The sequence below is a fragment of the Candidatus Aminicenantes bacterium genome, assembly GCA_026393795.1.
In the GTDB taxonomy this organism is placed as follows: domain Bacteria; phylum Acidobacteriota; class Aminicenantia; order UBA2199; family UBA2199; genus UBA2199.
This window is the reverse complement of record JAPKZL010000223.1, coordinates 25,441-37,624: the sequence shown is the minus strand read 5'-3', so window position 1 is coordinate 37,624 and position 12,184 is coordinate 25,441. Positions and strand designations below refer to the sequence as shown.

Here is a 12,184-nt window from a genome sequence, read left to right as displayed (position 1 = left end):
GATTCATTTTCTTTTTGCGGCGACGGCGCTGAAATGCCAGTGCTGCTCCTGCAACGGCTGATCGGGCTCAAGCCAGGGATGCAGGGAAACGTCGACGAACCCGGCCTGGTGCAGCAGGGCGCACAATTCGCGCGGGAAAAAGAACCTCATCAGGTGACGCTCTTCGCTTTCGGCGATGACGGCTCCCGCCCGCGTATGCTGCAAGCGGTAGTGTATTTCCACGGTTTGCGCCTGAATGTCCAGGCGGGGCTCGGCCGAGCGCAGCAGTACCTCGCCGTCGCCCAAAGGGATTTCCAGCCGCCGCGTCGCCGGCCGTTCGCGCAGGACGCCTGGGCCGTACCAGCCGTCGAAGATAAAGATGCCGCCCGGCCGCAGGCTGCGCATTACGCCGGTCAGGAAATCCTCCATCTCCCGGTCTTCGGCCAAATAGCCGGCTACGGCGAACATGGCAATAGCGGCGTCGAAGTTCTCCCGCCAGCCCATGCGGGTGATATCCTCCTGGCGGAAATCCACGTTCAGGCCGGCGCACGCCGCCTTGTCCCGCGCCGTCTGGAGCATGGCGGCCGAGCGGTCTACGGCGGTCACGGCATAGCCGCGCTGCGCCAGCAGCAAGGCATGGCCGCCGGTGCCGCAGCCCAGGTCGATGATGGCTTTCGGGGTCACGCCTCGGCGCTGAAACAGCTCCTGCAGGTAGGCGCATTCGCCCGGGTAATCCTTTTCGCCGTACAAGGTGTCGTACCAGCCGGCGTACCCGGCGTCGAACACGCTCATGGCAAAATCTCCGCCAGTGCCGCGGCTACTTTCTCCATCTGTGCCTTGCGCAAGGTCAGCCCGGAAGGCAGGTACAATCCGTATTGATACAGCTCCTCGCTGACCGGCAAACTCATTTCTTTGAACCAGGGGAACGGCCGGAAGGCGGGTTGGCGGTGCAGTGGGTAAAAGAACGGGCGTGTCTGGATCCCTTTTTCGGCCAGCTCCTTCATCACCGCCGCGGCCTGGCAGCCGCTTTTTTTCGTCAGCAGGATGCCGAACATCCAGTAACTGTTGACGGTCTGCGGCCGCTGCGCCGGCAGGACGATCAAGCCGCGCCGCTCCAGGTCGGCCAGCAGGGAACGGTAACGTTTGGCCATAACGATTTTTTTCTTCAAGCGGGACTTGGTGTTTGCCAGCTGCCCCAGGCCGATGGCGGCCTGGATATTGGTCATGCGGAAATTGAAACCGAGTTCCTGGTGGACGAAACGCTGCTCGGGCACGAAGGCCAGGTTGCGCAGGCGGCGCATGGCCGCGGCCAGTTCCTCGTCATCGGTCAGGCACATGCCGCCTTCGCCGGTGGAGATCAACTTGTTGGCGTAAAAGCTGGTGCAGCTGACGCGGCCGAAACTCCCGCATTTTTTCCCCCTGTACTCCGAAGCGATGGCTTCGGCGAAGTCCTCGATGACCAATAAGTGGTGGCGGTCAGCAATGGCTTGCAGCCCATCCATGTCAACCGGGTGGCCGTAGATGTGCACGGCCATGATGGCCCTGGTACGGGGGGAGATCCGGGCTTCGATCTGATCGATGGCCATGTTCCAGGTGTCCCTTTCGGCGTCGACAAAAACGGGGACCAGGCCGTTATCGATGCAGGCCAGGGCGCAGGAGATGATGGTGAACGCTGGGACGATTACTTCGCTGCCGGCCGGCAGTGCCAGCGCCCGCAGCGCCAGGATCAGGGCGTTGGTACCGTTGTTTACCGCCACGCCGTGGCGGCGGCCGCAGAGGTCCGCGAAGGCGGATTCGAAAGCGGGAATGAAGCGGCCTTCGGATGAGATCCAGCCGGTCTCCAGGCATTCCCGCACCCAGCGCGCTTCCTGACGGCCGATGAGCGGTTCACTGACCGGTATCATTCTCAATCCCGGCAAAATTCTCCTTGTCGCTGTCGCGGCCCGAATAGGGACCTTGCTTGACCTCGACGATCTCGCTGTCCTGGCGCATGGTGAAACCATGCCCGCCGCTGCAGAGAAAAATGATGTCGCCGGTATGCAGCAGACGGCTGGTCAGGAACTGCTGCTCGTTGCTGTACAGGTTGACCTGGATTTCCCCTTTCTTTATCAGCAGCACTTCCTGGGTTAGAAAGATTTCACGCTGGATCTTCTTGTGAAAATGGGCGGGGATGGTGTGGCCCCGGCGGTGGACGAGGAAGCCTAACTGCTGCGAAAAATCGGCCGGGCTGAAAAAACGGCTTTCGCCGGCGCTGTAATGGCTGCGCAGGATGATGGCGATCGTTTTGCCTTGATGCTGGATTTCTTCAAACGCCGGTTCCGGCGCTGTTTTTTTCATTGGCACTGGCGGATGATGGCCGCGATCATTTCCTGTTCGGCCGCTCCCAGGTAAGGGTGCATGGGCAGGCTGAAAATTTCCTTGGCCGCTTTCTCGGCGATGGGGAAGTCACCGGCCTGGTAGCCAAGGCCGGCGAAAGCCTCCTGCAAATGCAGGGGGATGGGGTAATAGATGGCGGTCGGGATGCCGTTTTCACGGAGCTTTTTGATAATCTCGTCGCGGCGCGGATGCAGCACCGAGTATTGCGCCCAAGCCGAAACATTTTCTTCCAGCACCCGCGGCACAGTGACGGTCCCTGCCAGCAGCCGGCTGTAGCGGCCGGCGATCTCCTGGCGCCGTTCGATCTCCTCGGGAAATATTTCCATCTTGGCCAGCAGGACGGCGGCTTGCAGGGAATCCATGCGGCCGTTGATGCCCAGGCGCACGTTGGTGTACTTGTCCGCCCCCTGGCCGTGAACGCGGATGGAGAACAGCTGGTCGCGGATGTCTTTGTCATTGGTGAAGATCATGCCGCCGTCGCCGTAGCAGCCCAACGGCTTGGCCGGGAAGAAGCTGGTGCCGGCCACCTTGGCCAGGGCGCCGGCCTTTTTGCCTTTCTGCTCGGCGCCGAAACTCTGGGCGGCGTCCTCCAAAACGAACAGGCCGTATTTTTCGGCGATGGCCTGAATGGCCCGGTAATCGGCGGGCTGGCCGAAAAGGTCCACCGGGATGATGCCCCTGGGTTTCAGGCGAAGGTTTCGCTGTCGATGTCGACGAAGACCGTCGTTGCGCCCAGCAATCCGATCACCTCGGCGCTGGCGATGAAGGTGAAGGTGCTGGTGAAAACGGCGTCGCCGGGGCCGATATTCTCCACCAACAGCGGCATGAGCAGGGCATCTGTGCCGCTGGCGACGGACAAGGCGTAAGGCACGTTCACGAACGCGGCCAATTTTTCCTCGAGTTCGCGGATTTCGGGGCCCAGGATGTACTGGCCGTGGTCAAGTACTTTTTTGATCCTTTCTTCAAGCTGCCCGCGGATCCTTTTCTGCTGGACTGTCAAGTCGATGAACTGCATATTTTTATCTCCTGTTTGGATTTTACATTTGTCCGCGCCGATTCGGATAAGCTGCCGCCGCTGCGTGCGGGCCGGTCAAACGAGCGAGTTTCTGCCATTGGGAGCCAATCTTGTATCTGAAGTTATGATATATCATTTACGCTCGTTTTTGCAAGCAGTATACTTCGTGGGCAGGCAAAATAAAGTTGGATAATTTGTCATGCTCAAATTGTTCGCTTTATTTGGCAGGCAACCGTTCAAAATTGCCAAAACAATAAACTGTTTGGCTTGGAGTCGATAGGTTGAGAGATATTGACAAAAATTGGCATTTTTTGTGACTTTTTTTGGTAAATACTGAGAAGACAAAAATGGAAACAGGCCTGCAGACTTGCGATTTGATTTGGCAGACAAAATGCTTATAAAAAGTAGATCCTTAAAGGAGGTTCTCAATGAACAAAAAAGGTTTTACATTGATTGAATTGCTAATTGTTGTGGCCATTATCGGAATCGTGGCCGCCATCGCGATTCCCAACTTGTTGGTCGCATTGCAGAAGGGCAAACAAAAAGCGACCATGGGCGATATGAAGTCAGTAGGCACCGCCTTGGAAATTTATACCACCGATAACTCGATGGTTCCCAACGAAGATTTAGCCAACCTCAACACGGCCACTTATTTCATTCCCTTTTACATCAAGGTCCTGCCCACAGTGGATGCCTGGGGAACTGCTTGGGCTTATCTAAGAGGTACAACCCCCAGCGACCAGTATTCGATCACTTCCTGGGGACGGGACAAATCAATCGCTTCCCCTGCTACCAGCATGTATCAAGTGACCGCTCTGTCTGATTTCAACAACAACATCACCTTTTCCAACGGACAGTTCACATACGGGCCCGTTGTAAAAAAATAATTAAGGCGAATTCTTTTTTTAGAAGCGGCTGGAAGTTTTTTCCGGCCGCTTTTTTTTTATTGCTGAATTACACGGTAAGCGGGGTCAAGTACTTATTTTTCCTGCGCCTGGTTTATTTTTTGCTTCTTTTCCTGGTGGCTGCTTTTTTGAGCCGTTTCCGGCTGCAGGCCATCCTGGCGCCGCTGAGCGGCGGCATCGCCCTGATCGTCTTTGTTTACGGGTTCATCCAGAAATTCTTTCTTTTCCCCTGGATCCTGAAGCAGTCGGGCTGGGATATGTCGCCTTATGCGGCGGCGTTGCGCACGCAGGTCGCTTCGGGGCGCATTTTCGCCATCTTTCCCTTGCCGACATTATATGCCATGGTCTGCGGTTTGCTGCTGATTTTCGTCACCCATTATTTTTTCAAGGCGAATGGCTGGCGCAAGGGATACTGGGCCCTCCTGTTCCTGCTGGGCGTTGCCAACCTGTTCTTCACCCAATCGTTCGGCGGCATTATCTTTTTTACCGTCGGCATGCTGTTTTACCTTTTCATTTCCGGCATATTCAAGATCAAGTACCTGGCCCCCCTGCTCATGGTCCTGGCTCTGCTTTTTTCCCTGGTCTTGGCCATGCGCTTCTCCGAGGCCCGGCAGTTGAAGCCGGTCAAACTGCGTTTTGACAACTGGCTGCAGGCCGGGCGGATCATCGCCCAGGCGCCGCTGCTGGGCGTCGGGCTGGGCAACTATGAAACGGCCGTGCCGGCGCATGTTTATCCCGGTGAACCCGCTTCTATTTACGCCCATAACTTCTTTCTGCAGCTGACGGCCGAAATCGGCGTTCCCTGGCTGATCCTGCTGCTGCTGCTCGCCGTGCCCTGGCTGAAGGATAATGGCCGCCAGCTTCTGCAAAGGGAAAATGCCCTTTTCACCGCGCTCGCCATCCTGATCCTCCTTTTCAATCTTTTCGACGTCGGCAACTATTTCTTCGCCGCTGGCATCGGTTTTGCCGTCGCCTGCTCGCAGCTGTCCGACCTAGGCGGGCGGAAGCGCGGGCTCTATTTTTGGCCGGCGGCCGTACTTGCCATCGTGCTGCTGGTCAATGAGATCGGCGTCGACCGGCAAAAGACGGCCGATCTCTGGCTGGTCCGCGGCGAGTTCGGCAGGGCCGAGGGCTGCTGCCGCCAGGCCCTGCGCATCAATCCCCTTTCATACCGGTCATGGCTGGGCATGGCCGCCATCGCCCAAAAAAAAGGTGACTCTGAAGCGGCGGAGCGCAGCTACGGAAAAATCCTGGAAATCTATCCAGGGCAGGCTTATGCCAATTTCATGTTCTCGCATGCCGCTTTCCGGCGCAACGCCTACCTGACCGCCCTGCTCTACGCCGGCCGGGCGGCGGCAGCCAATAAAAAAAACCATGAATACCAGAGGTGGCATGAATATATTAAAACCCATCTTGCGGATCGGATCCCGCTTTCAGGAAATTGAATTTTCGTTTCTCCTGGCCTGGGCATTGCTCTTCCCGGACAAGCAATCCTATCTTTATTACTTCGGCTTCACCACCCTGCTGGTCTTGTTCTGCCTGAAAAAAATCTTCACCCTGAAGAATATCTCCGTCATGCGCGTTTCGCTCTTCCTGCTGTTGTTCAATACTGTTATGGTCGGCAGCGCTTTTTTTTCGCCGCATCCGGGCAAATCGCTTTTGTTCCTCTGCGACATTCTGCTGCTTTCGCTGTGGTTTTTCTTTTTCGACATAGAAAAAATAGACATCGACCGCTACCTGCGCCTGCTCGCTTTTGTCATTTCGATCGCCTCCCTGGCGATCGTCATTCTGCTCGCCTTGCGGGCTGGCCACAGCCCGCCGGGAACAGTTTTCAACAACCCCATTTTGCAGGGCATCGCGGCGGCGCTGGCCGTCCTGTTTTTCCTCCATGCCCTGTTGCTGAAGTTTACCTTCGTTGACCTGGCGCTGCTGCTCATCAACACCGGGGCCGTGATCGTCAGCGCTTCCAAGGCAGCTTCCCTCGGTCTGGCGTTGTTTTCAGCCGCCATGATCCTGGCCAGGAACAAGAGATGGCTGATCTATTTCATGGCGCTCGTGCTCCTGCTGGCGCTGGTTCCCAATCCGTTGCGGCACATGGTCGGCCATTCGCTGCGCCACGATACCTACGTGCTCAATCGCCTGGATATCTGGAGCATGTCGGCCCGCATGTTCCGCGCCCATCCCTGGACCGGCATCGGGCCAGACCTTTTCGACGAGGCGGCCAAGCGATTTAATTTTCCCCAGGAAAAGGGCCCGGCCCGCTATGCCAAGCTGCCCGAATCGCCGCACAGCGACTATTGGAAGATGATCGTCGAGACCGGCCTGGCCGGCCTGATCTTTGTCCTGCTGTTCTTGTTTTTTACCATCCGCCGCCTGCTGGTGCCCCCCTGGTTCGACTTGCCCAAGGTATTGCTGGCCTTTTTGCTGCTGCAGATGCTGTTCTTCAACTTCGTCTTTAACAACTTTTTCCTGCTGGTCACGCTTTTCCTGCTGTACGCCTTTTTTTGGCGGCGTATGTTTTTTGTCTCGCTGGCGCCCGCGCTCAAGGTTTTTTTGGCGGGATTGTTGTTCGTGCTTTTCATCCAGTTTTACTTGCTGCCTCTTTGCGCCGACCGCATGCTCAGAGCGGCAACTGGGGAAAAAGACATTCCTCGGCGCTTTGCCTTGCTGAACCGCGCCGCCCTCTTCAGTCCGCTGGATGAGCGGATGCCCCTGGCGCGCGCTCAAACCCTGCGCGGATTTTTCAAGGCCGCGAACAGCCTGGAGGCATGGACGGCCGCCTGGGAAGACCTGCGTTTGGCCCAAAGACTGAATCGCAACAGCAGCGAGGCTTGCGTTTTGGAAGCGGCATTGTTCGGGGATATCCGGGAAAAAAAGATCGTCTACCCCGCCCTGGCCGAGGAAATGCTGGCGCCGCTGCGCCGGGCCCAGGAGCTCGATCCGTTCAACCCTTTTTTGCGCCTGCAGCAAGCGGTGATCTTAAACGAGTTTGACCGCCGGGCGGAGGCGCGACGCCTGGCGAACGCCGCCCTGGGGCTGGAGCCGGATTACGTTGCCGCCCTGTTTTTCATGCGCCGCCTGGACGGTTCTGGCGAGAGCGAAGCCGCTTTCCAGAAGCGCATCGCGGGAATTCTGGCCAAGGCGAAAGCCCTGCGCGTTCAACCCGGCTCTTATCTGTACAACCTGTATTGCCTGCCGCCGGCCGCGGACGGCAGCGGGCGCTGATCAGTCGTTTTCGGCTTCAAGGCGGATGAACAGATAGGGGTTGCGATAGTCGTTGGTGCGAATCTTGACCAGGTTACTGAAAGGTCCTTTGACGAACGGGGTGAAGGTGAGGGTGATCTCGGTGGTCTTCTTGGCGCCGACAAGATTGGTCTTGAATTGCAGCGAGACCTCCGGGCTGCAGCTGATCTCGATCACGCGCAAATCGCTGGTGCCGCTGTTGCTCAGGTTAAGCTTGCGGCTGTAGGTCTTGCCGATTGTTACCGATTCGAAATCGATACGCTCCGGCTTGAGGTCGGCCTGGGCGAAATCCTTGATGATCACGGTGCCGCTGAAGGTCAGGCGGACTTCCGCGGCTTCAACGTCGTTGCTGGTCACGGTGATGGTCTTGATAACCTTGCCGTTGTAGCCGCTGGTATTGAATTTGCCGGCGATGGTCCCCTTTTCGCCGGCTTGGTACTCCTTTTTAACCAGCCCGGCCGTGGTGCAGCCGCAGGAAGGCAGGATGTTCTTTATGATCAAGAGGTCGGAACCGGCGTTTTCAAATTCGAAGTTGACGTCGACGACCTGGCCGCTTTCCACTACGCCGAAATCGACAACCATGCTTTTAAATTTAATCACCGGCTTGGCGAGCATCGGCAATGCCGCCAGCAAGACCGTCAGCCCCAATATGCTTTTTTTCATTTTGCCTCCCATTCTTTGATCTTGGCCTCTATTTTCTGCAATTTTTCTTTCCAGGCGCCGAGGTTCCTTAGCAGGACCATGCTTTTTCTCCAGGCGCCGATCTCCTGGTGGGGGATGCCGGCAACGATCATTTTGCTCTTGACCGATCCGGAAACGCCGCTCTTGGCGGCGATTATGACGCCGTCGGCGATTTTGACATGGTCGGCGATTCCCACCTGGCCGCCCATGACCACCTGGGCGCCGATTTCGGTGGAGCCTGAAATGCCGGTCTGCGAGGAGATGATCGTGTTCTTGCCGATGCGGACATTGTGCCCGATCTGGACCAGGTTGTCCAGCTTCGTGTTCTCGGCCAGGCTGGTCTCCTCGACGGTCGAGCGGTCGATGCAGGTGTTGGCCCCGATCTCGCAGCCGGCGGCGATGAGCACCTTGCCTTTTTGCGGGATCTTTATCGGCGTCCCGTCCGCGGCGTGCCCGTAGCCGAAGCCGTCGGCGCCGATGACGGCTCCGGGATGGATGATCACCCGGTCGCCGATTTCCACGTTTTCGCGGATGACGACCCGGGAATAGATCAGGCAGTCGCGGCCGATCTTCACGTCGCGGTAGATGACCACGCCGGCGTGGATTTCCGTATTTTCGCCGATGTGGCTGTTTTCGCCAACATAGGAAAAGGGGCCGATGCGGACATTCTTTTCCAGTCGGGCTTTTTCCGATATGCTGGCGTTGGCGGCGATGCCGGGGCAGAACGGCTGCTGCGGGTGAAAGAACTCCAGCAGCTTGGCAAACGCCAGCTGCGGATCGGCGACCAGCACCCGGTTCGGGTAGCTGATGGCGCTGTCAACGGCCACGATCAGGGCCGCGGCGCGGATCGTTGACAGGTCGGCGTCCTCCTTGCCCCTGGCGATAAAAGCGATGTCGTCGGCGCCGGCCTTCTGCAGGGACTGGATGCCGCTGATCGCGCGCTCGGGATCGCCGCGCAGCTGGCCGGAAACGATCTCAGTGAGTTTTTTTAGGTTTGTCATTTTCTTCCTTGTCCAGCAGGAAGGTGAATTTCGCCCCATAGAGCATGATGCCCATGGTCAGCTCCATCCAAAATCCGAAAAGGATGATGGCCACGATCGGGCTCTCTATTTTTCGTAAGACCGACACGTGGATCAGGTAATAGGTGTAGGCCCTTTTGAGCAATTCCCACAGCAGGGCCGAAAAAAACGCGGCGATCAGGGCGGCGCCCGCATGGATTCTCTTTTCCGGGATCCACTTGTACAGGATGAAAAAAAACAGGAAGGTGACCAGGAAGGGCAAAACGACGCCGACGAGCAAATTGTCGATGGAAAGGACGAAAGCCGGGTCGATGTGCTTTTTGAAAAAAGGGTTCTCTTCCGCCAGGGTGTTGACGGCGGAGATCAGGCCGGTGACCAGGAATGAAAAAATGAACAGGATGCCGACGATCACCAGCAAGCCGATTTCCTTGATGCGCCGGAGCAGGATGCCGCGCTTGATCTTGATGAAAAACATGTCGTTGACATAATGAATCATCTTTTTGAAAACCAGGATGCCGACGAACAGGAACACGGCCAAGCCGATCAGGCCCAGGTCCTCGACCTGGGCGGTCAACTCGCTGGCTTTCTGGAAAAAAATGGGGGCAATCCGGGAAAAAAAATCAGGAGAGAACGGGTACATGTTTTCCACGGCGTGGCCCGGGTCGCCGACGAACTTGTTGAACAGGAATGAAAAGAAAATCAGCAGGAAGAAAGACGAAAAAATCGAGTAGTAGGCGAGGATGGAAGACTTGTCGATCCCGTTCTCGCTCAGAAAATCTTTCAGCGCCAGCCAGCCGCTCTTGACGACATGAAGCGGCGCCAGCGCCCGGTCGTGTTTTTTCATTGGCTGGAGCGGGGAAAGGCGGTCTGCCTTTCCCCGTCGGCATGATTACTTAACGACAGTGTAATTACCCCATTTGACAAAGAAAAGGATGAGGTCGATCAGCAGGACGTAAATGACCAGGGATTCCATCAGGGCCAGGGCGATGATCAGCAGGCCGCGAATCGAATCGGCCGCGGCCGGGTTGCGGGCGATGTTGTCCGCGGCGGAGCGGAATGCCCGCGATTGGCTGGTGATGCCCACGATGGCCGCCACGACCAAGCAGAGGCTGCCGATGAGGGTGGTCCAGAAAAACATCGATGACGTGATCCCGGGCTGCTCCGTGCCCTGGGCCGGGAGCGCCGAGGCCATGATGAGCAGGGCCAAAATGATCAGAAGCGGTTTTTTTCTCATGTCGTATATCCTCCTCTTTGTTTTATTAATGTTCACTCGCCACGGCGCCGGCAAGGTACACCGACGACAGCATGATGAAAATGTACGCCTGCAACAGGGAGGTGAAGATGGCCATGGCCATCATCGGCAGCGGCGCGATGAAAGGGACCAGCGACACGATGATGATAATGACCAGATCTTCGCCGAAGATATTGCAGAAAAGCCTGACCGTCAGCGACATCGGCCGGGAAAAATGGGAGATGATTTCAATGGGCGCGAACATCCAGGCCATCCACCAGGCCGGGCCGGTGAACGTTTTCAGATAGCCGAAGAAACCGTGTTTTTTCACTCCCTGGGCATGGTAGTAAAGGAAAATGAATATGGCGCAGCCGGCCGGGACGTTCAAATTGGCCGTGGGCGAGCTCATTTCCGGGAACAGGCCGAGCAGGTTGGCCAGGGCGATGAACAGGCCCAGCGTGCCCAGGGCGGGTATGAATTTCCGGCCTTCGGGTCCGATGGTGTCGTCGACATGGTTTCTGAGGAATAGGTAGAGCATTTCCAGCAGGGTTTGCATCTTCTTGGGGAAAAGGGAGAGGTTCCTGACCGTGAGCTTGAAAAAAATGATCAGGATCACGGTGACGATCGCGGCCATGATCAGGTGGGCGGGCAGGGGATCGGCGTGCAGGCGGAAACCCAGCGCTTGGGCGATGAGGCGGATCAGGCGATTGATCCAGACGGCAATCAGGGGATTATGTTCCATGGCTTGCGTTCCCGGAAAAGCGGGCCAGTCCCTCGATCAGGATGGCCAGGTAGATGATGGCGATTCCCTGGATGAAAAAAACAGCGCCGCTTTTCGTCCAGCGGCTGAGCGCGTAGAAGGCCACGGCGATAATCAACAATTTCAGCTGGGCCAATAAAAAAAACATCATCCTTCCTTTGCCTTTTTTCAAGATGCGGTCGGTCGATCGGATCAGCAGCGCGAAAGCGGCGATACTGATGGCGGCGCCCGTGAGGGAAATTATACAATAAACGGCGCTTTTTGTAAAAAAATAGATGAAAGCCATGGCGCTGGCCTCGGCAACGACTGCCTTGAAGGCCACCTGGGCGCCGATACCCGGCCTACTTTTTTTTGTCATCGGACCGGGTGACGGCAAACAGGTTGACAAATCCGGCCACGATCCCGTAGATGATGAAAATGAGGGTCAGATAGGGATCGGTTTTCAGCCATTTGTCCAGATAATGGCCGATGGCGAAACCGACCAGGATCGAGCTGGGAAACATCAGGCCAACCGACGCGTAGGCCGGCCATTTTATCTTGTCGGGCAAGGGCGTCATGGCGTGACCGGCTCAGGCCGCGGCGGGAAGAATCCGGCCGCGGTCAATAATCGTCATCCGCTTCGTCATCCTTCATGTCGAAGCCGTCCAGGTCTTCTTCGGAATCGTCGTCGCCGAAATTCTCCTCTTCCTCGTAGTAGTTCATCGTTTCGAAATTTTCGGCGCCGAACTCGGTTTTGCGTATTTCGATGGTCTTCTGGAATTCATCCTCGTCCTCGAAATGCCTGATGAAATTGGCGTCCAGTTCGCTGTAAAACAGTTCCAGGTAGTCGTCCTCGATATAGCAAAAAACGGACATGTGCTCGTCCGTATCCAGGGCGCCAACCACTTCTATGATCTTGGTCGCGGCGGCTTTCAAGACGTCAAGCGTTTGCCACGAAATGATTTCGATCTGCTCCATCAGCGGATACTCCTTGAC

Annotated in this window: 14 protein-coding genes and 2 pseudogenes; 4 read left to right on the top strand and 12 right to left on the bottom strand. The window is 56.8% G+C overall.

From position 1 onward, the window contains the following. Positions 1-3: 3 nt before the first annotated feature. The 4 genes and pseudogenes from NTW95_11175 to NTW95_11160 form a co-directional block, all read right to left on the bottom strand. A complete protein-coding gene (locus NTW95_11175) occupies positions 4-771 on the bottom strand; it encodes a class I SAM-dependent methyltransferase (GenBank protein MCX6557972.1) in 768 nt (255 codons plus the stop codon). Further along, complete coding sequence (locus NTW95_11170; protein ID MCX6557971.1) at positions 768-1,883, bottom strand: DegT/DnrJ/EryC1/StrS aminotransferase family protein; 1,116 nt, start codon at positions 1,881-1,883, stop codon at positions 768-770. Before NTW95_11170 ends, NTW95_11175 begins: the two co-directional genes overlap by 4 nt. After that, on the bottom strand, positions 1,867-2,316 hold the full coding sequence (locus NTW95_11165) for a hypothetical protein (protein ID MCX6557970.1): 450 nt from the start codon (positions 2,314-2,316) through the stop codon (positions 1,867-1,869). Before NTW95_11165 ends, NTW95_11170 begins: the two co-directional genes overlap by 17 nt. Further along, positions 2,313-3,370: pseudogene (locus NTW95_11160) on the bottom strand (DegT/DnrJ/EryC1/StrS family aminotransferase). Before NTW95_11160 ends, NTW95_11165 begins: the two are co-directional and overlap by 4 nt. 428 nt (positions 3,371-3,798) lie before the next feature. Between NTW95_11160 and NTW95_11155 the strand changes: the two are divergent. The 4 genes and pseudogenes from NTW95_11155 to NTW95_11140 all read left to right on the top strand — a co-directional run bounded on the left by NTW95_11155 (position 3,799) and on the right by NTW95_11140 (position 7,500). Continuing rightward, a pseudogene (locus tag NTW95_11155) lies at positions 3,799-3,879 on the top strand (prepilin-type N-terminal cleavage/methylation domain-containing protein). After that, the gene (locus NTW95_11150; GenBank protein ID MCX6557969.1) at positions 3,859-4,257 is read left to right on the top strand and encodes a type II secretion system protein GspG; all 399 of its coding nucleotides are present in this window, start codon (positions 3,859-3,861) and stop codon (positions 4,255-4,257) included. The pseudogene NTW95_11155 and the gene NTW95_11150 overlap by 21 nt, the downstream one beginning before the upstream one ends. A 59-nt stretch (positions 4,258-4,316) precedes the next feature. Next, positions 4,317-5,720, top strand: coding sequence for an O-antigen ligase family protein (locus NTW95_11145; GenBank protein MCX6557968.1), 1,404 nt, complete (start codon positions 4,317-4,319; stop codon positions 5,718-5,720). Next, positions 5,668-7,500 (top strand): O-antigen ligase family protein, encoded by a 1,833-nt coding sequence (locus NTW95_11140; GenBank protein MCX6557967.1) that lies wholly within the window; start codon positions 5,668-5,670, stop codon positions 7,498-7,500. The genes NTW95_11145 and NTW95_11140 overlap by 53 nt, the downstream gene beginning before the upstream one ends. Here NTW95_11140 and NTW95_11135 read toward each other — a convergent pair whose 3' ends face one another. The 8 genes from NTW95_11135 to NTW95_11100 are packed head-to-tail and all read right to left on the bottom strand — an operon-like array spanning position 7,501 to position 12,166. Next, positions 7,501-8,181 (bottom strand): DUF1573 domain-containing protein, encoded by a 681-nt coding sequence (locus tag NTW95_11135; protein ID MCX6557966.1) that lies wholly within the window; start codon positions 8,179-8,181, stop codon positions 7,501-7,503. After that, the gene (gene lpxD / locus NTW95_11130; GenBank protein ID MCX6557965.1) at positions 8,178-9,200 is read right to left on the bottom strand and encodes a UDP-3-O-(3-hydroxymyristoyl)glucosamine N-acyltransferase; all 1,023 of its coding nucleotides are present in this window, start codon (positions 9,198-9,200) and stop codon (positions 8,178-8,180) included. The genes NTW95_11135 and lpxD overlap by 4 nt, the downstream gene beginning before the upstream one ends. Continuing rightward, positions 9,175-10,062 carry a YihY/virulence factor BrkB family protein gene (locus NTW95_11125; protein ID MCX6557964.1) on the bottom strand — a complete coding sequence of 296 codons (888 nt, stop codon included), beginning with the start codon at positions 10,060-10,062 and terminating at the stop codon, positions 9,175-9,177. Before NTW95_11125 ends, lpxD begins: the two co-directional genes overlap by 26 nt. Positions 10,063-10,107: 45 nt before the next feature. Further along, entirely contained in the window at positions 10,108-10,452 is a 345-nt protein-coding gene (locus NTW95_11120) for an ATP synthase F0 subunit C (GenBank protein MCX6557963.1), read from the bottom strand. 25 nt (positions 10,453-10,477) lie between these two features. Next, positions 10,478-11,191: a F0F1 ATP synthase subunit A gene (gene atpB / locus NTW95_11115; protein ID MCX6557962.1), complete on the bottom strand. Its 714-nt coding sequence runs from the start codon at positions 11,189-11,191 to the stop codon at positions 10,478-10,480. Continuing rightward, positions 11,181-11,567, bottom strand: coding sequence for a hypothetical protein (locus tag NTW95_11110; protein MCX6557961.1), 387 nt, complete (start codon positions 11,565-11,567; stop codon positions 11,181-11,183). The genes atpB and NTW95_11110 overlap by 11 nt, the downstream gene beginning before the upstream one ends. Further along, positions 11,551-11,766: an AtpZ/AtpI family protein gene (locus NTW95_11105; protein MCX6557960.1), complete on the bottom strand. Its 216-nt coding sequence runs from the start codon at positions 11,764-11,766 to the stop codon at positions 11,551-11,553. Before NTW95_11105 ends, NTW95_11110 begins: the two co-directional genes overlap by 17 nt. A gap of 43 nt (positions 11,767-11,809) precedes the next feature. Then, the gene (locus NTW95_11100; GenBank protein MCX6557959.1) at positions 11,810-12,166 is read right to left on the bottom strand and encodes a hypothetical protein; all 357 of its coding nucleotides are present in this window, start codon (positions 12,164-12,166) and stop codon (positions 11,810-11,812) included. Between the last annotated feature and the right edge of the window lie 18 nt (positions 12,167-12,184).

What these genes read in the sequence shown, in the direction of transcription:
- NTW95_11140 (MCX6557967.1), top strand. Translation starts at nt 5,668, where the DNA reads ATGAATATATTAAAACCCATCTTGCGGATCGGATCCCGCTTTCAGGAA.
- lpxD (MCX6557965.1), bottom strand. Translation starts at nt 9,200, where the DNA reads ATGACAAACCTAAAAAAACTCACTGAGATCGTTTCCGGCCAGCTGCGC.
- NTW95_11165 (MCX6557970.1), bottom strand. Translation starts at nt 2,316, where the DNA reads ATGAAAAAAACAGCGCCGGAACCGGCGTTTGAAGAAATCCAGCATCAA.
- NTW95_11135 (MCX6557966.1), bottom strand. Translation starts at nt 8,181, where the DNA reads ATGAAAAAAAGCATATTGGGGCTGACGGTCTTGCTGGCGGCATTGCCG.
- NTW95_11170 (MCX6557971.1), bottom strand. Translation starts at nt 1,883, where the DNA reads ATGATACCGGTCAGTGAACCGCTCATCGGCCGTCAGGAAGCGCGCTGG.
- NTW95_11125 (MCX6557964.1), bottom strand. Translation starts at nt 10,062, where the DNA reads ATGAAAAAACACGACCGGGCGCTGGCGCCGCTTCATGTCGTCAAGAGC.
- atpB (MCX6557962.1), bottom strand. Translation starts at nt 11,191, where the DNA reads ATGGAACATAATCCCCTGATTGCCGTCTGGATCAATCGCCTGATCCGC.
- NTW95_11110 (MCX6557961.1), bottom strand. Translation starts at nt 11,567, where the DNA reads ATGACAAAAAAAAGTAGGCCGGGTATCGGCGCCCAGGTGGCCTTCAAG.
- NTW95_11175 (MCX6557972.1), bottom strand. Translation starts at nt 771, where the DNA reads ATGAGCGTGTTCGACGCCGGGTACGCCGGCTGGTACGACACCTTGTAC.
- NTW95_11105 (MCX6557960.1), bottom strand. Translation starts at nt 11,766, where the DNA reads ATGACGCCCTTGCCCGACAAGATAAAATGGCCGGCCTACGCGTCGGTT.
- NTW95_11120 (MCX6557963.1), bottom strand. Translation starts at nt 10,452, where the DNA reads ATGAGAAAAAAACCGCTTCTGATCATTTTGGCCCTGCTCATCATGGCC.
- NTW95_11100 (MCX6557959.1), bottom strand. Translation starts at nt 12,166, where the DNA reads ATGGAGCAGATCGAAATCATTTCGTGGCAAACGCTTGACGTCTTGAAA.